Source organism: Streptomyces sp. NPDC041940, assembly GCF_055589465.1.
In genome coordinates, this window is the sequence record NZ_JBVJBP010000023.1 from 73,472 (window position 1) to 94,098 (window position 20,627).

Here is a 20,627-nt window from a genome sequence, read left to right on the forward strand (position 1 = left end):
CTCCTCAGTACGCCAGCGAGCGGTCGACGGCATCCAGCACCCGGTCCAGGTTCGGCAGGTACTCCTCCTCCAGGCGGGCCGGCGGGTACGGCGCGTGGTAGCCGCCGACCCGGAGCACCGGGGCCTCCAGGTGGTAGAAGCAGCGCTCCGTGATCCGCGCGGCGATCTCCGCGCCGGAGCCGAAGAACACCGGGGCCTCGTGGACCACGACCAGCCGGCGCGTCTTCTCCACCGACGCCTGGATCGAGTCGAAGTCGAGCGGGGAGACCGAGCGCAGGTCCAGGACCTCCAGCCTCTTGCCCTCCTCGGCGGCCGCGTCCGCGACCTCCTGGCAGAGCTTCACCATCGGGCCGTAGGCGGCGAGGGTGAGGTCGGTGCCCTCGCGGACCACCTGGGCCTTGTGCAGCGGGCCCGGGATCGCCTCCGTGGCGACCTCGCCCTTGTCCCAGTAGCGGCGCTTGGGCTCGAAGAAGATCACCGGGTCGTCGCTCTGGATGGCCTGCTGCATCATCCAGTACGCGTCCGAGGAGTTGGACGGGCTGACGACCTTCAGGCCCGAGACATGCGCGAAGAGCGCCTCGGGGGACTCCGAGTGGTGCTCCACCGCGCCGATGCCGCCGCCGTAGGGGATGCGCACGACGACCGGGAGCTTGACCTTGCCCAGGGAGCGGGCGTGCATCTTCGCGAGCTGGGTGACGATCTGGTCGTACGCCGGGAAGACGAAGCCGTCGAACTGGATCTCCACCACCGGGCGGTAGCCGCGCAGGGCCAGGCCGATGGCCGTGCCGACGATGCCCGACTCGGCGAGCGGGGTGTCGATGACGCGGCTCTCGCCGAAGTCCTTCTGCAGGCCGTCCGTCACCCGGAAGACGCCGCCGAGCTTGCCGACGTCCTCGCCCATGATCAGGACCTTGGGGTCGGCCTCCAGGGCGTGGCGCAGCGACTCGTTGATCGCTTTGGCGAGTGCCATCTTGTCGGCCATGTCAGTTGCCCCCCTCGTCGGCGAACGACGCCTGGTACGCGGCGAACTGGGCGCGCTCCTCGTCGACGAGCGCGTGTCCGTCCGCGTAGACGTTCTCGAAGATCGCGAAGTGGTCCGGGTCCGGCATGGCACGGACCGCCTCGCGCACTCGTTTGCCCAACGCCTCGGACTCGGTCTCCAGTTCCTCGAAGAATCCCTCGTCCGCGTGGTTTGAGGTCTCCAGGAACCGGCGAAGGCGCAGGATCGGGTCCTTGGCCTCCCAGGCCTGGCGCTCCTCGTCGCCCCGGTAGCGGGTCGGGTCGTCGGAGGTGGTGTGGGCGCCCATGCGGTAGGTGAACGCCTCGACGAGGGTCGGGCCCTCACCGGCGCGGGCCCGCTCCAGGGCCCAGCGGGTGACCGCGAGGCAGGCGAGCACGTCGTTGCCGTCGACCCGTACGCCCGGGAAGCCGAAGCCCTGCGCGCGCTGGTAGATCGGGACGCGGGACTGCTTCTCGGTCGGCTCGGAGATGGCCCACTGGTTGTTCTGGCAGAAGAACACGACCGGGGCGTTGTAGACCGCGGAGAAGGTGAACGACTCGGCCACGTCGCCCTGGCTGGAGGCGCCGTCGCCGAAGTAGGCGATCACCGCGCTGTCGGCGCCGTCCTTGGCGACGCCCATCGCGTAGCCGGTGGCGTGCAGCGTCTGGGAGCCGATGACGATCGTGTAGAGCTGGAAGTTGTTGCTGTTCGGGTCCCAGCCGCCGTTGTTCACACCCCGGAACATGCCAAGCAGGTTGGTCGGGTCCACCCCGCGGCACCAGGCGACGCCGTGCTCGCGATAGGTGGGGAAGACGTAGTCGTCGTCGCGCAGGGCCCGGCCCGAGCCGATCTGGGCGGCCTCCTGGCCGAGCAGCGAGGCCCACAGGCCCAGCTCGCCCTGGCGCTGCAGGGAGGTGGCCTCGGCGTCGAAGCGGCGGGTGAGCACCATGTCGCGGTACAGGCCGCGGAGCTCTTCCGGGGTGACACCGGCGACGTACTTGTCGTACTCGGCATTCTTGACGCGCTTGCCCTCGGGCGTCAGCAGCTGCACGAGCTGGGGCTCGGCGGCCTTCTTCGCGGCCGCCTTCTTCGCAGGCGTGCGGGTGGTGCCCTTGGTGCCGGTGGTGCCGGCCTTGCTTCCGGCGCTGCGTCGCGATGTGCGCGCGGCAGTGCTCTCCACGGTCACGTGTGCTCCTCCGTCGGTCCGGCCCCCGGGGTTGCCGGTAGGCCAGTGCGGCTCACCTGTTCTCGGCCACCGGGGCACGGGGTGGGTGCCACTCGGCCGGGAACAGGCGTGACAGGTGCCCCGGCGAGCGCCCTGCAACAAGCACGTTACCCAGTGCTCCACATTTCTGTGAAACCCCATCTGACCTGCGATTTTGCTTGGATTTCCAAGTAAATCGGAAAGGTGGTGAAGGGGCCCTGGTCACAGCCTTGCAGGAGGCCGGAGCAACCGCACGTTAACCCGGTGACCCAGGTCACGGGAAGAGCCAACTTGTCGGCGCGGCGAAACGGCACGCGCGCGTGGATCCCGTTTCCGGGTCCCACGCGCGCGTGAGTCGTCTGTTTCCGCCGCTTGCGCTGCCGGGTCAGCCGCCTTCGCCGGCGCCGCCGACGATGCCGGCCGTGCCGCCCTCGGTGCCGCCCGTCTCGTCCGGCGGGGTGCCCGGGTCCGTGGGCTCCTCGTCCGTCGGCTCGCCGGTCGGCTCCTCGGTGGTCGGCTGGTCGGTCGGCTGGTCGGTGGGCGTCTCGGGGGCGGTCGGGGACGGCGTGTAGGACGGGGTGTACGACGGCGTCCAGCCGCCGCCCCCGGAGCTGGTGCCGGGGTCGGTGTCCGTGGACGTGTCGGTCGGCTGATCCGTCGTCTCGTCGCTCGGCGTCTCGCTCGGAGTCTTCTTCTCCTCCGTCTGCGAGACGGTCGGCGACTTCTTGTTGTCGGTGGGATCCTTCTTGTCGCCGCCGGTGTTCTGCAGCGCCAGGGCGACACCCGCCGCCACGGCGATCACCGCGAGCACGGCGAGGATCCACAGCTTGCCGCGGCCGCTGCCCCTGTTGCCGCGGCCTTCGAAGCCGCCGTCGTCCCCGCCGCCGTAGCCGGCGGGAAGTATCGGCGAGGGGATCTGGGCGGTGCCGGAGACATCGCCGGGGTGGCCCATCACGGCCGTGTGGGCGAAGCCGCCCGACGGGGTGTGCCGGCCCTCGTGCATGTCGACCGGGCCGGTGTTCCAGGTGCCGGTGTGGCCGCCCTGGTCGTAGAGCATCTGGAGCGCGTACTGGACCAGTCCGCGCATCTCCTCGGCGGTCTGGAAGCGGTCGTCGGGCTCCTTGGCGAGGGAGCGCATGACCATGCCGTCCAGCTCCGGCGGGCAGACGTCGGAGGCCTCGGACGGCGGCGTCGGAATGTCCTGGACGTGCTGGTAGACCACCGACAGCGGGGTCTCGCCGGTGAACGGCGGACGCAGCGAGAGGAGTTCGTAGAGGAGGCAGCCCGTGGCGTACAGGTCGGAGCGGTGGTCGACGGCCTTGCCGAGGGCCTGCTCCGGGGACAGGTACTGCGGGGTGCCCATGACCATGCCGGTCTGCGTCATCGTGGACTGCGCGCCGTGCAGGGCGCGGGCGATGCCGAAGTCCATCACCTTCACCGCGCCGTTGTGCGTGATGATGACGTTGGCGGGCTTGATGTCGCGGTGCACGATGCCGTGCTGGTGCGAGTAGGCGAGCGCCTCCAGGACGCCCGAGACGATGATCAGGGCCTGTTCGGGGCCCGGTGCCTCGGCGTTCAGCAGCAGGTCGCGGATGGTGCGGCCCTCGACCAGCTCCATGACGATATAGGGGAGCGGCTGGCCGTTGACCATGTCCTCGCCGGAGTCGTACACGGCGACGATCGCGTGGTGGTTGAGGCCCGCCACCGACTGGGCCTCGCGGGTGAAGCGCGCCTTGGACACCGGGTCCTCGGCGAGGTCTGAACGGAGCAGCTTGACCGCGACGGTGCGCCCGAGGCGGACGTCCTCGGCCGCGAACACCTCTGCCATGCCGCCCCGGCCGAGTCTGTGGGTCAGCCGGTACCGGCCGTCCCCGACCAAACCGCCGTTACCCCAGGCCTCCGGCGCCTCCGACATGCCGCCGCCACTCGCCTCGGGTTCGGACGGGCCCTGAGCGCGCTGCTGCTGTGCCATCAGTCCTCGCCGTCGTTTCTGCCCGCGGTGCGCGCGGTGTTGTTACGGTCTCCGTCGGCCACGCTACAGCCTCCGCGCAAGCCGCCGGTCCGAGACGGGTGCCGGGACCGGCACGGGACGGACGCGCCATGAAACCTTTACTCAGCACTCTCGTGCAAATTCTGTGTAGCGGCCGCACGTCAGCGGTAACGCTTCCGCGACGCTTCTTTCGCGTACGGTCACGGAACGGGCACCGAGCTTGACGTGTCCGTGCCCTGGGGCAGACTTGGCCGGGAATGGCGGTTTGGATCAACGACGGATCACACGGATCCGACGGGTCGGACGGATCAGCAGCAGCTCCTCGAGGAGCCACGGGGGACACGGAACATGAGCCAGGACGGCGCACAGGGGCAGTACGCGGGGCGGGCGCTGGCCAGTGGCCGCTATCAGCTGCGTGACCTCCTCGGCCAGGGCGGCATGGCCTCGGTGCACCTCGCGTACGACAGCGTGCTCGACCGGCAGGTCGCGATCAAGACACTTCACACCGAGCTCGGCCGGGAGCAGGCCTTCCGCGAGCGGTTCCGCCGCGAGGCCCAGTCCGTGGCCAAGCTCACGCACACCAACATCGTCTCGGTCTTCGACACCGGCGAGGACACCCTCGACAACATGACGACGCCGTACATCGTCATGGAGTACGTCGAGGGCCGCCCGCTCGGCTCGGTCCTCGACGAGGACGTACGGCAGCAGGGCGCGATGCCCGCCGACAAGGCACTGAAGATCACGGCGGATGTGCTGGCCGCGCTGGAGATCAGCCACGAGATGGGCCTGGTCCACCGCGACATCAAGCCGGGCAACGTGATGATGACCAAGCGCGGTGTGGTCAAGGTCATGGACTTCGGCATCGCCCGCGCCATGCAGTCCGGTGTGACGTCGATGACGCAGACCGGCATGGTCGTCGGCACCCCGCAGTACCTCTCGCCCGAACAGGCCCTCGGCCGCGGTGTGGACGCCCGCTCCGACCTGTACTCGGTCGGCATCATGCTGTTCCAACTGGTCACCGGGCGGCTGCCGTTCGAGGCGGACTCGCCGCTGGCCATCGCGTATGCACACGTCCAGGAGGAGCCGCCGGTCGCGTCCACGATCAACCGGGCGCTGCCGCCGGCCGTGGACGCGCTGATCGCCCGGGCGCTGAAGAAGAATCCGAACGAGCGTTTCCCCAGCTCCGAGGCCATGCGCGACGAGTGCCTGCGGGTGGCGGCGTCCTTCCAGGCCGCCCCGCCGAGCATCGTCCCGGGCACGCAGGCGCCGAGCGGCGCGGGCGTCGGCTCGGCCGTGTTCCCGCCGGTCGACCAGGCGCCCCCGGCCGCCTCGGGCCAGGTCCAGACGCCGTACCAGCCGACCCCGCCGCCGAACCCGTACGGCACCCCCGCCCCGCCGGCGCCGTCCCCGGCGTACGGCTATCCGCAGCAGGGCGGCTACCAGGCGCCGCACCCGGGCGCCTACTCCCCGCAGCCGGGCCCGTCGACCCCGCCGCCGTACAACCTCACACCGCAGACCGCGCCCGGCTCGCAGGGCGGCGGCAAGAGCAACAAGCCGGTGATCATCGGTTCCGTCATCGTGGCCGTCGTGGCCGTCGGCGGGCTGGTCGCGGCCCTGCTGATGAACGGTGGCGGCGAGGACGACAAGGGCGGCGGGGACGGCGGCGCGAGCGCCTCGGCCTCGGCTTCCAAGAAGCCCGGTTACCGCGGGCCGGACACGACGAGGACGATCGACTCCGAGGAGTGCACGGAGCCGGAGGAGTCGTACAACGACCCCGAGAAGATCCAGCTCCCGGACTTCAAGTTCATGAACATCGCGTCGGTCAAGTCCTGCGCCCAGGCGGCCGGCTGGCAGGTCAGCGTGAAGAACGTGGACGAGAACACCTACGGCCAGGGCACGGTCATGGACCAGTTCCCTTCCAAGGGCACCGATGTCGACCCGGACGACATGCCGGTCATCGCGCTCAACGTCTCGACGGGCAACCCGCCGTCCTGACGCCCCGGACATGAGGAAGGGCCCCGCGGCTTCGGCCGCGGGGCCCTTTCTGTCTCTCGTCGGGGAGGTCTGTACCGGGCCTACAGGTACGGCCCGCCGGAACGGGCGCCCGGCTGCTGTTCGTCGAGGCCCTCGTGGCCGACGCCCGGCGGGAGGGCGCGGCGCATCTGCTCCAGCTGGGCGCGAGCCGCCATCTGCTGGGCGAACAGCGTCGTCTGGATCCCGTGGAAGAGTCCCTCGAGCCAGCCGACCAGCTGGGCCTGCGCGATGCGCAGTTCCGCGTCGCTGGGGGTCGTCTCTTCCGTGAAGGGCAGGGAGAGCCGCTCCAGCTCCTCGACCAGCTCGGGTGCCAGACCGTCCTCCAGCTCCTTCACCGAGCTGGCGTGGATCTCCTTGAGCCGGACCCGGCTGGCCTCGTCCAGGGGCGCCACGCGCACTTCTTCGAGCAGCTGCTTGATCATGCTGCCGATCCGCATGACCTTGGCGGGCTGCTCGACCTGTTCCGTGACCGGGATCTCGCGGGAGTCCTCGTCTCCGCTGCCGCCCCCGAGCGCCATGCCGTCCTGGCCCACGACCAGGATCTGCGGGCTCTCCGGCGACCGTTCGTTTCTCGGCATCTCCATGTCGCCATTCTCTCGCACGCCTGCACCTCACCTCCGTGGTGCCCCCAGGGGAAGGTGATCCACCCTGTTTCGACAGACGTATCGGTCAGGGGCCGGGTTGCTCCCCGGAGGGGGGTTCCACCTCACGGGTGAGGCGCAGCAGCCGGGCTTCGCAGTGGTCCAGCCACCGATTCCGTCCGTCGGCCGAACCCGGAGTGCCGGACGCCCGGGGCGGTGTGAGGCTGATTGCCTCGAAATGACCGAACTTGCCGATCTTGCCCTACCGGGCACGGCGGGAGGGGGTCACCAACGTGACTCCATGGCTACGCGCACTGCGGGCGACCGGACTGGTGGTCGCCTTGGGGGCGGGTGCGGTCGTCTCACTCTGCGGATCTGTCCAGGCCTACGGTTCCGTGGGTTCTGTGGGTTCCGTCCTCGCGTACGACGAAGAGGCCGGGGCCAGAGCCGCCCCCTCCGCCCCGCCCTCGTCCGGTGAGCCCTCGCGGGCCGGGAGCCGGGCCGGTGAGGGACGGGACCGGCCGGGGCGGCCGCAGGAGCCCGAGGAGGAGCGGGAGGCCCGTGAGGCCGCCGTTCATGAGGCCACCGCCGTGCCCGAGGCGTCCCGGGAGGAGGCCGTCCCCGAACCTCCCGCACCGACGGACCCGCCCGTGCGCGAGGCCGCGGCCCAGGCCGAACGACCTGTCGGGCCTGTGCTGCGGATCCTTCCTCTGGGCAGCGGGCTGGTGCTCATCGGACTCGGCCTGGGCCTGGCGTTCGTCGGCCTCAGGCTGCGGCGCGCCTAGAGGCCTGGACCGTTCTCAGGCTCCTTGCGGGGCGATCAGCAGCACCTTGCCGACGTGGCCGCTGTCCTCCAGGACCTGGTGGGCGGTGGCGGCGTCCGGCATGGGGAGTTCGCGGTCGATGACCGGGCGCAGATGGCCGCCGGAGAACAGGGGCCAGACGTGTTCGCGTACGGCCGCGACGATGGCCGCCTTCTCCTCGAGCGGACGGGCCCGCAGGGACGTCGCGCTGATCGCGCCGCGCTTGGCGAGGAGCGCGCCGATGTTCAGCTCGCCCTTGACGCCGCCCTGCATGCCGATGATCGCGAGGCGGCCGTTGACGGCGAGGGCCTTGACGTTGCGCTCCAGGTACTTGGCGCCCATGTTGTCGAGGATGACATCGGCCCCGGCGCCGTCCGTGGCCTTCCTGACCTCTTCGACGAAGTCCTGCTCGCGGTAGTTGACCAGGATGTCGGCGCCCAGTTCGGCGCACCGGTCCAGCTTCTCCTTGGTTCCGGCCGTGACGGCGACCCTGGCACCGACGGCCTTGGCGAGCTGGATCGCCATGGTGCCGATGCCGCTGGAGCCGCCGTGCACGAGGAGCGTCTCGCCGGGGCGCAGGTGGGCGATCATGAAGACGTTCGACCAGACGGTGCAGGTCACCTCGGGCAGCGCCGCGGCCTGCCGCAGTCCGACGCCCTCGGGCACGGGCAGCAGCTGTCCGGCCGGGACCACCACCTTCTCGGCGTAACCGCCGCCGGAGAGCAGCGCGCACACCTCGTCGCCCACGTTCCAGCCGGAGACGCCGGTGCCGATCGCGGTGATCCGCCCGGAGCACTCCAGGCCGGGGTAGGGGGGCGTGCCGGGCGGCGGGTCGTAGAAGCCCTGGCGCTGCAGGATGTCGGCCCGGTTGACGGCACCGGCCGTCACCTCGACCAGGACCTCGCCCTCGCCGGGCACGGGATCCGGGACCTCGTCCCAGACCAGCGCCTCGGGCCCACCGGGTTCGGGAATCGTGATCGCATACATGACTGGGACGGTACTCCTCGGCACTCCCGCGCGATCGGTCCGGTTCTGGCGAAAATCCATATGCGGGACCGATGAGTTTGCGCGACCGTAAAGGTCTCCCCATGCGTAGCCCACGTACTCGGAAGGACCCGAAGCATGAGCACGCAGACGTCCGGCCTGGCGATCGAGACCGCGGGCCTGGTGAAGACGTTCGGCGAGACCAGGGCCGTCGACGGAGTCGACCTGTCCGTGCCCGCGGGCACGGTCTACGGCGTCCTCGGCCCGAACGGCGCCGGCAAGACCACCACCGTGAAGATGCTCGCCACACTCCTGCGGCCGGACGGCGGCGAAGCGCATGTCTTCGGCCACGACATCGTCCGCGAGGCGGACGAGGTGCGCGCCCGGGTGAGCCTCACCGGCCAGTACGCGTCGGTCGACGAGGACCTCACCGGCACCGAGAACCTGGTCCTGCTGGGCCGGCTGCTCGGCCACCACAAGAAGGCCGCCCGGGTCCGGGCCGCCCAGCTTCTGGAGGCCTTCGGTCTCACGGAGGCCGCCGCGAAGCAGGTCAAGCACTACTCGGGCGGTATGCGGCGCCGGATCGACATCGCCGCGTCCATCCTCAGCACCCCCGACCTGCTGTTCCTCGACGAGCCGACGACCGGCCTCGATCCGCGCAGCCGCAACCAGGTGTGGGACATCGTGCGGGCCGTGGTCGCCCAGGGCACCACCGTGCTGCTGACCACGCAGTATCTGGACGAGGCCGACCAGCTCGCGTCCCGGATCGCCGTCATCGACCGCGGCCGGGTGATCGCCGAGGGCACCAAGGGCGAGCTGAAGTCGTCCGTCGGCGCCGGATCGGTCCATCTACGGCTGAGAGACCCGGATCAACGGCTCGTCGCGGCCGAGCTGCTGCGCCGGACCCTCGACGCGAAGGTGCAGCTGGAACACGACCCCGTGGCCCTGACCGCCCGCCTCGGTACGGCGGCGAGCGACGACAACGCGGCCCAGCAGGCGTCCCGCGCGCTGAGCGAGCTGTCCACGGCCGGGATCACCGTCGACAACTTCTCGCTGGGCCAGCCCAGTCTGGACGAGGTGTTCCTCGCCCTCACCGGGCACGACACGCACGCCCCGGACCGCACGGCCGGCTCCGGCTCCCACGACCCGAAGGACGAGGTGGCGGCATGAGCACCACGACGACCACCGAGGCCAAGGATCTCGCCCCGGTCAGCACCGAGTCCCTCGCGGCCCTGCTCATCGCCAAGGAGCGGCCCGCGCGGCCCAGCGCCTGGTCGGCCTCGATGACCTTCGGATGGCGGGCGATCCTCAAGATCAAGCACGTGCCGGAGCAGCTCTTCGACGTCACGGCGTTCCCGATCATGATGGTGCTGATGTACACGTACCTGTTCGGCGGGGCGCTGGCCGGCTCACCGAAGGAGTACATCCAGTTCCTGCTGCCGGGCATCCTCGTGATGTCGGTCGTGATGATCACGATGTACACGGGTGTCTCGGTCAACACGGACATCGAGAAGGGCGTCTTCGACCGGTTCCGCACGCTGCCCATCTGGCGGCCGTCGACCATGGTCGGCTATCTGCTGGGCGACGCCCTGCGGTACACGATCGCGTCGGTCGTGATGCTCACCGTCGGCATCATCCTGGGCTACCGGCCGGACGGCGGGATCGTCGGTGTGCTCGCCGGGATCGCCCTGCTGGTGCTCTTCTCGTTCGCCTTCTCGTGGATCTGGACGATGTTCGGGCTGATGCTGCGCACCGAGAAGTCGGTGATGGGCGTCAGCATGATGGTGATCTTCCCGCTCACCTTCCTGTCCAACGTGTTCGTCGACCCGACGACCATGCCGGGCTGGCTCCAGGCCTTCGTGAACAACAGCCCCATCACCCATCTGGCGTCGGCGGTGCGCGGTCTGATGGCCGGCGACTGGCCGGCCGACGAGGTCGCCTGGTCGCTGGGCTGGGCCGGACTGTTCGTGCTGGTCTTCGGGCCGGTCACGATGCGGCTGTACAACCGGAAGTAGCCCGGCCCACCCGGCCGGTCAGTTGCGGGGCATCGGCGGCATCGGACGGATGTCGGGGGCGACCTGGGTCGCCGGTGTCTTCCGCACGATCGTGATGAGCCGGTCGGTCAGCTCCAGCGTCCCGATGGCCGGATCGTCGTAGCCGAGCACCCGGTGTCCGCGTATGACACTGACCACCAGATCGGCGACCTCGCGCGGCTTCTTGCCCACCTCGGCCTTGACGACCGGCCGTTCGACGAGGTCGAGCCCGCTGCCCTGGTGGATGAGGTCCTCCATCACCATGCCGGCGGAGGGGCTGAGCACGGACAGGCCCAGCAGACGGCCGGCGGCGCTGGCGCTGGTGATGACCGCGTCGGCGCCGGACTGCTTGAGCAGCGGCGCGTTCTCCTCCTCCCGCACCGTGGCCACGATCTTCGCCCCGCGGTTGAGCTGCCGGGCCGTCAGCGTCACCAGGACCGCGGTGTCGTCCCGCTGGGTCGCGATGATGATCTGACGCGCCTTGTGCACCTCGGCGCGCTTCAGCACCTCGCTGCGGGTCGCGTCCCCGACGATGCCCGCGTAGCCCTCCGCGGTCGCGGCGTCGACGACCTTGGAACTGGGGTCGACCACGACGACCTGTTCCTTCTTCAGGCCCGTCGCACAGACGGTCCGGATCGCCGACCTGCCCTTCGTGCCAAAGCCGATGACGACGGTGTGATCGCGCAACGTGGACCTCCAGCGGGTCAGTCGCCACTCCTCCCGGGTGCGTTCGGTGAGGGCTTCGAGGGTGGTGCCGACCAGGATGATCAGGAACAGCACGCGCAGGGGCGTGATGACGAGGATGTTCGTGAGCCGGGCGGCATCGCTCGCGGGGGTGATGTCGCCGTAGCCCGTCGTGGAGAGGGTGACGGTCGCGTAGTAGAAGGAGTCGAGGAAATCGACGCCGCCGCCCGCGTTGTCGTTGTAGCCGTCACGGTCGGCGTAGACGACCAGCGCGGTGATGACGAGCACCAGCAGTGCCACCGACAGCCGCTTGGCGACCTGGCGGAACGGGTGCTCCACCACTTTCCTCGGGAGTTTCACCCGTTGGGTCACGAGCTGTTCGTCCGCCTGGCGGGCGATCGCGTCCTGGCCCGGAAGTTTCACGTGAAACACACTCCGATTCCGCCGGACGCCCAGGGCAGGTCGAGCAGTTCCGCCTCCTGCCCCCTGCGAGCGCCGCCCGGGGGCACGACGGCCAGCGCGTCGGCCGCCGCGATGCCGCGCAGCATGGCCGGGCCGTTGTAGTGCAGCGGCACGGCCTGATCGCCGCGCAGGACGACGGGCACGAGCCGGGTGTCGTGCGGGTGCCCGTGCACGGCGTCCCTGAGCTGCAGCGTGTACGGCTCCGGGGCCGGGCGGGCCGCGAGGGTCCGCAGCAGCGGCTCGGCGAGCGTCAGCAGTCCGGAGACGGCGGCGAGCGGGTTGCCCGGCAGCCCGACGAGGTGCTGGGTCTCCGTGATGCGGGCCAGCAGCATGGGGTGGCCGGGGCGCACCTTGACGCCGTCCACGAGGAGTTCGGCCCCGATGCGGCGCAGGGTGGGGTGGACGTGGTCGACGGGGCCCGCGGCGGTGCCGCCGGTGGTGACGATGACGTCGGCGTCGGACGCGGTCACCGCCTTGCGCAGGGCGTAGGCGTCGTCGCGGACCCGTCGTACGACGGTGACCTCGGCGCCGAGCGCGCGCAGCCAGGGCGGCAGCATGGGGCCGAGCGCGTCCCGGATCAGACCGTCGTGCGGCAGCCCTTCGGTGAGCAACTCGTCGCCGAGGACGAGGACTTCGACGCGGGCGCGGGGGACGGCGGTGACCGTGTCGTACCCGGCCGCCGCGGCGAGCCCGAGGACGGCCGGGGTGACGAGGGTGCCGACGGGCAGGAGTTGGTCGCCGGTGCGGCATTCCTGGCCCCGGGGGCGGATGTCCTGGCCGGGGGCGACGCCCCGGGTCGCGTGCAGACGGCCCTTGTCGTCGGTGCGGCCGTGCTCGCTGCGCAGGACGGCCGTGGTGTCCGCGGGGATGCGGGCGCCGGTGGCGATCCGGACGGCCTCGCCGTCGGTCAGGGGCGCCTGCGCGGTGTGCCCGGCCAGGACGCCCTCCTCCCGTACGTCCCAGGGGGCGGGTCCGGCGACCGCCCAGCCGTCCATCGCGGAGGTGTCGAAGGAGGGGAGGTCGGTGAGGGCGTCGAGGGGGGTGGCCAGGGTGAGGCCGAGGGCGGCGTCGAGGGGCAGGGAGACGGGCTCGCGGCGGGCGGCCCGGCCGGCGCTTCGGGCGGCGCGCTCGGCGATGTCCCGGGCCTGTGGCCAGGGGGTGGCCCGGTGCCGGGTGTCCGGCTTCCGGGGTGTGGGGGTGCTGTCCTGCTCCCCTCGTGCGGCGGGGTCGGGCAGGTGGGTGCCGTTGCTGTTGTTCACGAGGGCGAGCACCTCCTCGACGTCGAGATCCTCGGCGTCCTCACCGGTGCGGGTGCCGTGCGGGGTCATCCGGCGTCCGGGCGGGTGTCGGGCGTCGCGTCGGGGGCGACGTCGGGGCGGTCCCCCGGGGCCTTCGGGGCCACCGGGTCTTCCGGGGTTTCCGGGGTTGCCGAGGCTTCCGGGGTGCTCTCCTCCGCCCAGCGGGCCGCGAGGGCCACGGCCTTGCGGGCGGCCTCGGCGACCGCCTCGGGTCCCCCGCCGGCCCGTGCGGCCGCGTAGCCGACGAGGAAGGTGGTCAGCGGCGCGGCGGGCCTGGCCACACCATGGGCGGCGTCGCGGGCGAGGTCGAGCAGCTCTTTCACATCGACATCGAGGTCGATCGCCAGCTCGTCCTTGACCGCGGAAATCCATTCATCCAACACGTGCCCATGCTCCCTGATGCGTGCCCTGGCGGAGGCGATGTCGTCCCAGGTGTCGCAGTCGAACGACGCGACGGGATCGGAGATGCGGGTGAGGTTCAGCTCGGCGGTGAGGCGCCGCAGGGGAAGACCGTGCGGACCGCCGTGCCGGTCGGCGAGGAGGGCGAGCGTCTCGCGCAGCCGCCGGGTGCGGTACGCGGCGACGAGCGGCTGGTCGCGGCCGTCGGGGTCGGTCAGCAGCACGCCGTCGGCGGCGCTCCCCCGCAGCGTGCCCAGCAGCCGGCCGACGGTCCGCTCCTGGAGGAACGGCAGGTCGGCGGAGAGCACCACGACGTGCTCCGCCGTGGTGTGCCGCAGCCCGGCGTCGAGCGCGGCGAGCGGTCCGCCGCCGGGCGGGTCCTCCCGGGCCCAGGTCACGGGCCGTGCCGTCGGCCGGGGCGCGGCCACGACGACGGTGGTGCGGGCGCCGTCGCACGCGGCGAGCACCCGGTCGAGCAGGGCCCGCCCGCCGACCCGCACCCCGGGTTTGTCCGCGCCCCCGAGGCGCCGGGCGGCACCGCCGGCGAGCACGACGGCGTCGTGGGCGGCGGGATCCGTCCCCTGCGCGGGGCCGGGGCCGGCACCGGGTTCACCGGGAGGCTCGTACGCGGTCACCCCCCGAGTATGCGTGCCCCCGCGATCACAGGGAACGCGGGGGACGGGACGCGATCACCGGGAACGGCCGCGCCCCGGAGCGGAATCACAGCGTCCGCCCGCGGCGCCAGGACGGCATCACCGCGTCGCCCTCGGCGCCGGACGGGATCGCAGTCTCCGCAGCAACACCGGTCGGCATCACCGCGTCCGCCCGCGACGCCAGGAGGCATCACCGCGTCCGCCCGCAGCGCCAAACGGCATCACAGCGTCCGCAGCAGCACCGCCGGTTGTTCCACGCAGTCCGCGACGTAGCGCAGGAAGCCGCCCGCCGTGCCGCCGTCGCACACCCGGTGGTCGAAGGTGAGCGAGAGCTGGACGACCTGCCGCACCGCCAGCTCGCCCTCGTGCACCCAAGGTTTGGGGACGATGCGGCCGACGCCGAGCATGGCGGCCTCGGGGTGGTTGATGATCGGGGTGGAGCCGTCGACGCCGAAGACTCCGTAGTTGTTCAACGTGAAGGTCCCGCCGGTGAGTTCGCCGGGCGTCAGCTTCCCGGTCCGGCCCGCCTCGGTCAGCCGGGCGAACTCCGCGGTCAGCGACTCGGCGTCCCGCGCGTGCGCGTCCCTGACCACCGGGACGACGAGCCCCCGGTCGGTCTGCGCCGCGAAGCCCAGATGCACGTGGTCGAACCGGACGACCTCCCTGGCCTGCGCGTCCACGGTGGAGTTGAGCTCGGGGAAGCGGGCGAGGGCCGCGGTGCAGATCCGGGCCAGCAGGGCCAGGAGGGAGATCTTCGGCCCGCCTGCCGTGTTCATGGCCGTCCGGGCCCGCATCAGCTCCGTGGCGTCGGCGTCGACCCAGCAGGTCGCGTCGGGGATCTCGCGGCGGCTGCGGGACAGCTTGTCGGCGACGGCGCCGCGCATGCCCTTGAGGGGCGTACGGATCTCGCCCGGGGCGGCTGTCGTGGTGGGCCGGGGTGCGGGGGCCGCTGTCTCGGCGGGGCGGGGCGCGGCGCGCAGGGCGTACTCCACGTCCGCCCGCAGGATCAGCCCCTCGGGCCCGGAGCCGGTCAGCTCCCGCAGGTCGAGGCCGTTCTGCCGGGCCAGCCTGCGGACCAGGGGCGAGATCACGGGGAGGGGGCCGTCCTCGGCCTCGGGGACACCCGCCCGCCCGTTCACCGCCGGGGCAGGGGCGTCCCTCCGCTCCTGCCGCACCCTGCGTCGCCGCGCGGGTGCCTCGGAGGTGCCGTACCCGACGAGGACGTTGCCCGAGCCCTCGGCGGAGCCCTCGGAGCCGGACGGCTCCCGTTCCCCCACCGCCACCGTGATCAGCGGCGCCCCGACGGGCAGTTCCGTGCCCTCCTCGCCGAAGCGGGCCGTGACCACACCGCCGTAGGGGCAGGGCACCTCGACCATCGCCTTGGCCGTCTCGACCTCGACGACCGGCTGGTCGATGGCGACCACGTCACCGATCTCGACCAGCCAGCGCACGATCTCAGCCTCGGTGAGCCCCTCACCGAGGTCGGGCAGCTTGAACTCAAGCACCTGTGCCATCAGCTCTCGGCCTCCCACTGCAGGCGCCCCACGGCGTCCAGGATCCGGTCCACACCGGGCAGGTGGTGGCGCTCCAGCATCGGCGGCGGATACGGGACGTCGAACCCGGCGACGCGCAGCACCGGCGCCTCCAGGTGGTGGAAGCAGCGCTCCGTGACCCGGGCCGCGATCTCCCCGCCCGGGCCCCCGAAGGAACCCGACTCGTGGACGACGACCGCGCGTCCCGACCGCCGCACCGAGGCGCACACCGTCTCGTCGTCGAACGGCACCAGGGAGCGCAGGTCGACGACTTCGAGGTCCCAGCCCTCGGCCCGGGCCGCCTCGGCCGCCTCCATGCAGACGGGTACGGACGGCCCGTACGTGATGAGTGTGGCGCTCCGGCCCGAGCGCCGCACCACCGCGCGGCCTATCGGTTCAACGGGCGTCGGCTCCTCGGGGTTCCAGGAGTCCTTCGACCAGTACAGCCGCTTGGGCTCCAGGACGACGACCGGGTCGTCGGAGGCGATGGCGGCGCGCAGCAGGCCGTAGGCGTCGGCGACGGTGGCGGGTGTGACCACATGGAGCCCCGGAGTCGCCATGTAGTACGCCTCGGAGGAGTCGCTGTGGTGCTCGACGCCGCCGATGCCGCCGCCGTAGGGGACGCGGATGGTGATCGGCAGGGGCATCTTGCCGCGGGTGCGGTTGCGCGTCCGGGCCACGTGCGAGATGAGCTGTTCGAACGCCGGGTAGGCGAACGCGTCGAACTGCATCTCCACGACCGGCCTCAGGCCGTACATCGCCATGCCGACGGCGGTGCCGAGGATGCCCGCCTCGGCGAGCGGGGTGTCCGTGCAGCGGTCCTCGCCGAACTCCTTCGCGAGGCCGTCGGTGACGCGGAAGACGCCGCCGAGGGTGCCGACATCCTCGCCCATGACGTGCACGGCGGGGTCGGCGGCCATGGCGTCGCGCAGCGCGCGCGTGAGGGCCTGCGCCATGGTGGCCGGTTTGACGGCGACGGTGGTCATCAGTGAGAGCCCCCCTCGGCCTCGGCCGCCAGTTCCGCCCGCAGCTGCTCCCGCTGCTCGCGCAGTTGCGGGGTGGGCTCGGCGTAGACGTGGGTGAACAGGTCCATCGGGTCGAGCGCCGGGTCCTGATTCATGTGTGCGCGCAGGTCGGCGGCCATCGCCTCGGCGGCGTCCCGCGCGGCCTGCTTGCCGGCCTCGTCGAGCAGGCCGCGCTCGGTCAGCTCCCGCTCCAGCAGCTGGATCGGGTCGTGCTCGCGCCAGGTCTCGACCTCGGCGTCACCGCGGTAGCGGGTCGCGTCGTCGGCGTTGGTGTGGGCGTCGACGCGGTAGGTGATCGCCTCGACCAGGGTGGGACCGCCGCCCGCGCGGGCGTGCCGTACGGCGTCGGAGAGCACCTCGTGCACGGCGGCGGCGTCGTTGCCGTCGACCAGCCGGCCGGGCATGCCGTAGCCGACGGCCTTGTGGGCCAGCGACGGGGCCGCGGTCTGCTTGGCGAGCGGGACGGAGATCGCGAAGCCGTTGTTCTGCACCAGGAAGACGACCGGGGCCTGCCAGACGGCGGCGAAGTTCAGCGCCTCGTGGAAGTCGCCCTCGCTGGTGCCGCCGTCGCCGACCATGGCCAGCGCGACCACGTCGTCGCCCTTGAGGCGGGCGGCGTGCGCGAGGCCCACGGCGTGCGGCAGCTGCGTGGCGAGCGGGGTGCACAGGGGGGCGACCCGGTGCTCGTAGGGGTCGTAGCCGGTGTGCCAGTCGCCGCGCAGCAGTGTGAGCGCCTCGACGGGGTCCACGCCCCGGGCGACCACGGCGAGCGTGTCGCGGTAGCTCGGGAAGAGCCAGTCCCGCTCCTCCAGCACGAGCGCGGCGGCGACCTCGCAGGCCTCCTGGCCTGTGGTGGAGGGGTAGACGGCGAGGCGGCCCTGCTTGGTGAGAGCGGTGGCCTGCGCGTTGTAGCGGCGGCCTCGGACCAGCTGCGCGTACAGCGTCCGCAGCAGTTCCGGGTCGGCCTTCGCGGCGGCCTCGGTGCCGAGGACGCGGTACGGCTCGGCGTCGGGCAGCAGCGGCGCGGGATCCATGCGGGGCTGCCAGGCGGGCGGCGGGGTAGGCCGGTACGCGCCCCGCTGCTCCATGACCGTCATGACGGCACCTCCTCGTGGGAGCGGCTACGGGAGGCGCGTCGGCTGTGACCCGCCTCACCTACCGATTGTTCGGTCGACGGCGCAATTTGGCTATGGCTGGCCTCAGGCTGTGGACAAACGGTTCTCCACAGCCTGTGATGGACGCAGTACGTCCATGGTAGGGAGGTCGGCGCAGGTGGCATCTGAACAAATGGCCGAAGGACAGGACGCCGGCGGTGTGCTGCCGCCGCCGCGACCCCTGGACGTCATAGATCAGGACATCCTGCGCATGCTCCAGGCGGACGGCCGCGCCTCGATACGGTCGGTCGCCGAACGGGTCCACGTCTCGCGCGCCAACGCCTACGCCCGTATCAACCGGCTCGTCGAGGACGGTGTCATCCGAGGCTTCGGCGCCCGCGTCGACCATCAGCGGGCCGGTCAGGGGACATCCGCGTACATCACGCTGAAGATCGTGCAGAACTCCTGGCGCACGGTGCGCGAGGAGCTCAGACAGCTGCCGGGCGCCTCCCACATCGCCCTGGTGGGCGGGGACTTCGACGTGCTGCTGCTGGTGCACGTCTCCGACAACCGGTCCCTGCGCGAACTGGTACTGACCCGCCTCCAGGCCATCCCGCAGGTGCTCAGCACCCGCACGCTGCTGGTGTTCGAGGAGGAGGACCTGGAGCCGCAGGGCTGAGGGGTCCTTTCCCTGAGGCTCAGGCGCCCTCGCGGAGCCCCCCGAACGCCAGCCGCACCACCGCGTCGGCCACCTCGCGCTCGTTCATGCCCCGCCCGTCCGGCCGGTACCACTCCACGATCGAGTTGATCATTCCGAAGACCAGCCTGGTCACCAGCCGGACCTCTATGTCGTCGCGCACGTCCCCGTCCGCGGCCGCCGCCTGGATCAGGTCGGCCACCCGGTGGTCGAAGTCGCGGCGCCGCTCCAGGGCCCACCGCTCGGTGTCCGTGTTGCCGCGCACCCGCAGCAGCAGGGTCACGTAGGGCAGCTCGGCTATGAGCACCTCGACCATGCGCCGCACGACGTACTCCAGGCGCTCGGCGGACCGCCCCACGCGCGCGTGCTCCTCGTCGAGGATCCCGAAGAGGCCGTCCAGGGCCCGGCTCACGGCACGGCGCAGCAGCTCCTCCTTGCCGGCGACGTGGTGGTATATCGACGACTTGGAGATGCCGGCCGCCTTGGAGAGGTGCTCCATGGAGGTGCCGTCGTAGCCACGCTCGTTGAACACCTGGACGGCGACGGACAGCAGGGTGTCCGGGGTGTACGTGTCGCGCTTGGCGGTGGTCATGAGGCTGTGCCCTCCCGCTTGTCGGAGGCGTGGGCGTGGCGGTACAGCGCGAGGGACGGCGTGTAGCGCCCCGAGGGGTCGCGCATGTGGAGGTCGTCCAGGAGCGCGTAGGCCCAGTAGCGGCCGAGTTTCCGGCTCCACTCGAAGGGGCCCAGGGGGTAGTTGACGCCGAGGCGCATCGCGGTGTCGATGTCCTCCTCGGTGGCGACGCCCTTGGCGACCGCGTCGTGCGCCAGGTCGATGACCCGCGCGACCGTGCGGGCGACGATCATGCCGGGCACGTCGCCGATGAGGCTGACGCGCTTGCCCATCGCCTGGAAGAGGCCGATGGCCTCGGCGAGGGTCCCCGGGGAGGTGTCCTGGGAGGCGGACAGGGCGATCCGGGTGGCCTTGCGGTAGTCGAGGGCGAGGTCGAAGTAGACGACGTCCCGGAACTCCACGGAGGTCTGCCCGTCGGCGAGGGCGAGCTGGCCGCCGCTCGGCAGCACCATGCGGGTGCCGTTGTCGTCGTCCTCGTCGCGGACCGGGATGCCCGCCTCGCGGATCAGCGCGAGCAGGTCGGACGCCGGGCCCAGATCGCCCTCGGCGACGACGTACGCGGGCGGCTGCCGCTTCTCGGCGGTGTCCGGCTCGGGACGCTCGGCGTCGTCCCCGTGGTCGTACCAGCCCTGGCCGGTCTTGCGGCCCAGCCGGCCGGACTCGACCAGGCGCCGCTGGGCGAGGGACGGGGTGAAGCGCACGTCCCGGAAGAAGGACTGCCAGACGGAGTGCGTGACGGACTCGTTGACGTCCTGGCCGATCAGGTCGGTCAGCTCGAACGCGCCCATCTTGAAGCCGCCCGACTCGCGCAGCACGGCGTCGATGGTGGCCGGGTCGGCGCCCTGGGCCTCGTACACCGCGAAGGCCTCGGCGTAGAAGGGCCGGGCGATGCGGTTGACGATGAAGCCGGGGGTGTCCGCGCAGGCGACCGGCGTCTTGCCCCAGGCGCGGGCCGTCTCGTACGCGCGCGTGGCCGACGAGACGTCGGTGGCGAACCCGGAGACGACCTCGACCAGCGGCAGCAGCGGCGCCGGGTTGAAGAAGTGCAGCCCGACGAAGCGGCCGGGGGAGCGCAGGGCGCCGCCGATCGCGGTGACCGACAGGGACGAGGTGTTGGTGGCGAGCAGGCAGTCGTCGGCGACGATGCCCTCCAGCTCGCGGAACAGGTCCTGCTTGACGTCCAGGCGCTCCAGGACCGCCTCGACGACCAGGACGCAGTCCGCCAGCTCGGCGAGGGCCTCGGCGGGCAGCAGCCGGGCACGGGCGGCGTCCCGGTCGGCGCCGGTGAGCCGCTCCTTCTCGACGAGCCGGTCCAGGCGCGCGCCGATCTCGCCGGCCGCCTCCCGGGCCCGCCCTGGGACGGTGTCGTACAGCCGTACGGGATGGCCCGCGACCAGCGCGACCTGGGCGATGCCCTGGCCCATGGTGCCGGTGCCGACGACGGCCACGGGGCTGCTGAGGTCGAGTGCTGTCATGTGCGCGATCCTCCCGCACGGGGTTTTCCACAGATGCGGCGGACCCCC

Annotated in this window: 18 protein-coding genes; 5 read left to right on the top strand and 13 right to left on the bottom strand. The window is 71.7% G+C overall.

Annotated features, from left to right (window positions below):
* Nucleotides 1–4 precede the first annotated feature (4 nt).
* The 3 genes from ACZ6I3_RS31400 to ACZ6I3_RS31410 all read right to left on the bottom strand — a co-directional run bounded on the left by ACZ6I3_RS31400 (nt 5) and on the right by ACZ6I3_RS31410 (nt 4,176).
* The gene (locus ACZ6I3_RS31400; protein ID WP_469419202.1) at nt 5–982 is read right to left on the bottom strand and encodes an alpha-ketoacid dehydrogenase subunit beta; all 978 of its coding nucleotides are present in this window, start codon (nt 980–982) and stop codon (nt 5–7) included.
* 1 nt (nt 983) lies between these two features.
* A complete protein-coding gene (gene pdhA, locus ACZ6I3_RS31405; RefSeq protein WP_469419203.1) occupies nt 984–2,186 on the bottom strand; it encodes a pyruvate dehydrogenase (acetyl-transferring) E1 component subunit alpha in 1,203 nt (400 codons plus the stop codon).
* A 403-nt stretch (nt 2,187–2,589) separates the two neighbouring features.
* Complete coding sequence (locus ACZ6I3_RS31410) at nt 2,590–4,176, bottom strand: protein kinase domain-containing protein (protein ID WP_469419205.1); 1,587 nt, start codon at nt 4,174–4,176, stop codon at nt 2,590–2,592.
* 366 nt (nt 4,177–4,542) lie between these two features.
* Between ACZ6I3_RS31410 and ACZ6I3_RS31415 the strand changes: the two genes are divergently transcribed.
* A complete protein-coding gene (locus ACZ6I3_RS31415) occupies nt 4,543–6,189 on the top strand; it encodes a protein kinase domain-containing protein (RefSeq protein WP_469419207.1) in 1,647 nt (548 codons plus the stop codon).
* Nucleotides 6,190–6,269: 80 nt separating this feature from the next.
* On the opposite strand, the gene ACZ6I3_RS31420 is transcribed toward ACZ6I3_RS31415, so the two are convergent.
* Nucleotides 6,270–6,812 (bottom strand): bacterial proteasome activator family protein, encoded by a 543-nt coding sequence (locus ACZ6I3_RS31420; protein WP_469419208.1) that lies wholly within the window; start codon nt 6,810–6,812, stop codon nt 6,270–6,272.
* A gap of 401 nt (nt 6,813–7,213) precedes the next feature.
* Here ACZ6I3_RS31420 and ACZ6I3_RS31425 point away from each other — a divergent pair, with 401 nt between their 5' ends.
* Nucleotides 7,214–7,594: a hypothetical protein gene (locus ACZ6I3_RS31425; protein ID WP_469419209.1), complete on the top strand. Its 381-nt coding sequence runs from the start codon at nt 7,214–7,216 to the stop codon at nt 7,592–7,594.
* Between the two features lie 15 nt (nt 7,595–7,609).
* Here ACZ6I3_RS31425 and ACZ6I3_RS31430 read toward each other — a convergent pair whose 3' ends face one another.
* The gene (locus tag ACZ6I3_RS31430; RefSeq protein ID WP_469419211.1) at nt 7,610–8,599 is read right to left on the bottom strand and encodes an NAD(P)H-quinone oxidoreductase; all 990 of its coding nucleotides are present in this window, start codon (nt 8,597–8,599) and stop codon (nt 7,610–7,612) included.
* A gap of 135 nt (nt 8,600–8,734) precedes the next feature.
* Between ACZ6I3_RS31430 and ACZ6I3_RS31435 the strand changes: the two genes are divergently transcribed.
* Together ACZ6I3_RS31435 and ACZ6I3_RS31440 are read left to right on the top strand one after the other, a co-directional pair.
* The gene (locus ACZ6I3_RS31435; RefSeq protein WP_469419213.1) at nt 8,735–9,766 is read left to right on the top strand and encodes an ATP-binding cassette domain-containing protein; all 1,032 of its coding nucleotides are present in this window, start codon (nt 8,735–8,737) and stop codon (nt 9,764–9,766) included.
* Nucleotides 9,763–10,611, top strand: coding sequence for an ABC transporter permease (locus ACZ6I3_RS31440; protein WP_469419215.1), 849 nt, complete (start codon nt 9,763–9,765; stop codon nt 10,609–10,611). The genes ACZ6I3_RS31435 and ACZ6I3_RS31440 overlap by 4 nt, the downstream gene beginning before the upstream one ends.
* 18 nt (nt 10,612–10,629) lie before the next feature.
* On the opposite strand, the gene ACZ6I3_RS31445 is transcribed toward ACZ6I3_RS31440, so the two are convergent.
* From ACZ6I3_RS31445 to pdhA (ACZ6I3_RS31470), 6 genes are all read right to left on the bottom strand, one after another.
* Nucleotides 10,630–11,736 (bottom strand): potassium channel family protein, encoded by a 1,107-nt coding sequence (locus tag ACZ6I3_RS31445; RefSeq protein ID WP_469419217.1) that lies wholly within the window; start codon nt 11,734–11,736, stop codon nt 10,630–10,632.
* Nucleotides 11,733–13,103 carry a molybdopterin molybdotransferase MoeA gene (locus tag ACZ6I3_RS31450; protein ID WP_469419219.1) on the bottom strand — a complete coding sequence of 457 codons (1,371 nt, stop codon included), beginning with the start codon at nt 13,101–13,103 and terminating at the stop codon, nt 11,733–11,735. Before ACZ6I3_RS31450 ends, ACZ6I3_RS31445 begins: the two co-directional genes overlap by 4 nt.
* On the bottom strand, nt 13,100–14,107 hold the full coding sequence (locus tag ACZ6I3_RS31455; RefSeq protein ID WP_469419220.1) for an NTP transferase domain-containing protein: 1,008 nt from the start codon (nt 14,105–14,107) through the stop codon (nt 13,100–13,102). Before ACZ6I3_RS31455 ends, ACZ6I3_RS31450 begins: the two co-directional genes overlap by 4 nt.
* Nucleotides 14,108–14,346: 239 nt before the next feature.
* Nucleotides 14,347–15,639, bottom strand: a complete 1,293-nt coding sequence (locus ACZ6I3_RS31460) for a dihydrolipoamide acetyltransferase family protein (RefSeq protein ID WP_469419222.1) — start codon at nt 15,637–15,639, stop codon at nt 14,347–14,349.
* Nucleotides 15,639–16,643: an alpha-ketoacid dehydrogenase subunit beta gene (locus ACZ6I3_RS31465; protein WP_469419223.1), complete on the bottom strand. Its 1,005-nt coding sequence runs from the start codon at nt 16,641–16,643 to the stop codon at nt 15,639–15,641. The genes ACZ6I3_RS31460 and ACZ6I3_RS31465 overlap by 1 nt, the downstream gene beginning before the upstream one ends.
* On the bottom strand, nt 16,643–17,779 hold the full coding sequence (gene pdhA / locus ACZ6I3_RS31470) for a pyruvate dehydrogenase (acetyl-transferring) E1 component subunit alpha (RefSeq protein ID WP_469419225.1): 1,137 nt from the start codon (nt 17,777–17,779) through the stop codon (nt 16,643–16,645). Before pdhA (ACZ6I3_RS31470) ends, ACZ6I3_RS31465 begins: the two co-directional genes overlap by 1 nt.
* A 190-nt stretch (nt 17,780–17,969) precedes the next feature.
* Here pdhA (ACZ6I3_RS31470) and ACZ6I3_RS31475 point away from each other — a divergent pair, with 190 nt between their 5' ends.
* Nucleotides 17,970–18,455 carry an Lrp/AsnC family transcriptional regulator gene (locus tag ACZ6I3_RS31475; RefSeq protein ID WP_469419321.1) on the top strand — a complete coding sequence of 162 codons (486 nt, stop codon included), beginning with the start codon at nt 17,970–17,972 and terminating at the stop codon, nt 18,453–18,455.
* A gap of 19 nt (nt 18,456–18,474) precedes the next feature.
* Here the strand turns inward: ACZ6I3_RS31475 and ACZ6I3_RS31480 are convergent, their stop codons facing one another.
* Nucleotides 18,475–19,065: a TetR/AcrR family transcriptional regulator gene (locus ACZ6I3_RS31480; protein ID WP_469419227.1), complete on the bottom strand. Its 591-nt coding sequence runs from the start codon at nt 19,063–19,065 to the stop codon at nt 18,475–18,477.
* Nucleotides 19,062–20,579 carry a 3-hydroxyacyl-CoA dehydrogenase gene (locus ACZ6I3_RS31485; RefSeq protein ID WP_469419229.1) on the bottom strand — a complete coding sequence of 506 codons (1,518 nt, stop codon included), beginning with the start codon at nt 20,577–20,579 and terminating at the stop codon, nt 19,062–19,064. The genes ACZ6I3_RS31480 and ACZ6I3_RS31485 overlap by 4 nt, the downstream gene beginning before the upstream one ends.
* Nucleotides 20,580–20,627: the final 48 nt, after the last annotated feature.

Excerpts from the sequence above, each read along its gene's own strand:
- ACZ6I3_RS31485 (WP_469419229.1), bottom strand. The coding sequence starts at position 20,579 with ATGACAGCACTCGACCTCAGCAGCCCCGTGGCCGTCGTCGGCACCGGC.
- pdhA (WP_469419225.1), bottom strand. The coding sequence starts at position 17,779 with ATGACGGTCATGGAGCAGCGGGGCGCGTACCGGCCTACCCCGCCGCCC.
- ACZ6I3_RS31480 (WP_469419227.1), bottom strand. The coding sequence starts at position 19,065 with ATGACCACCGCCAAGCGCGACACGTACACCCCGGACACCCTGCTGTCC.
- ACZ6I3_RS31465 (WP_469419223.1), bottom strand. The coding sequence starts at position 16,643 with ATGACCACCGTCGCCGTCAAACCGGCCACCATGGCGCAGGCCCTCACG.
- ACZ6I3_RS31430 (WP_469419211.1), bottom strand. The coding sequence starts at position 8,599 with ATGTATGCGATCACGATTCCCGAACCCGGTGGGCCCGAGGCGCTGGTC.
- ACZ6I3_RS31410 (WP_469419205.1), bottom strand. The coding sequence starts at position 4,176 with ATGGCACAGCAGCAGCGCGCTCAGGGCCCGTCCGAACCCGAGGCGAGT.
- ACZ6I3_RS31450 (WP_469419219.1), bottom strand. The coding sequence starts at position 13,103 with ATGACCCCGCACGGCACCCGCACCGGTGAGGACGCCGAGGATCTCGAC.
- ACZ6I3_RS31400 (WP_469419202.1), bottom strand. The coding sequence starts at position 982 with ATGGCCGACAAGATGGCACTCGCCAAAGCGATCAACGAGTCGCTGCGC.
- ACZ6I3_RS31475 (WP_469419321.1), top strand. The coding sequence starts at position 17,970 with ATGGCCGAAGGACAGGACGCCGGCGGTGTGCTGCCGCCGCCGCGACCC.
- ACZ6I3_RS31440 (WP_469419215.1), top strand. The coding sequence starts at position 9,763 with ATGAGCACCACGACGACCACCGAGGCCAAGGATCTCGCCCCGGTCAGC.
- ACZ6I3_RS31460 (WP_469419222.1), bottom strand. The coding sequence starts at position 15,639 with ATGGCACAGGTGCTTGAGTTCAAGCTGCCCGACCTCGGTGAGGGGCTC.
- ACZ6I3_RS31420 (WP_469419208.1), bottom strand. The coding sequence starts at position 6,812 with ATGGAGATGCCGAGAAACGAACGGTCGCCGGAGAGCCCGCAGATCCTG.
- ACZ6I3_RS31435 (WP_469419213.1), top strand. The coding sequence starts at position 8,735 with ATGAGCACGCAGACGTCCGGCCTGGCGATCGAGACCGCGGGCCTGGTG.
- ACZ6I3_RS31415 (WP_469419207.1), top strand. The coding sequence starts at position 4,543 with ATGAGCCAGGACGGCGCACAGGGGCAGTACGCGGGGCGGGCGCTGGCC.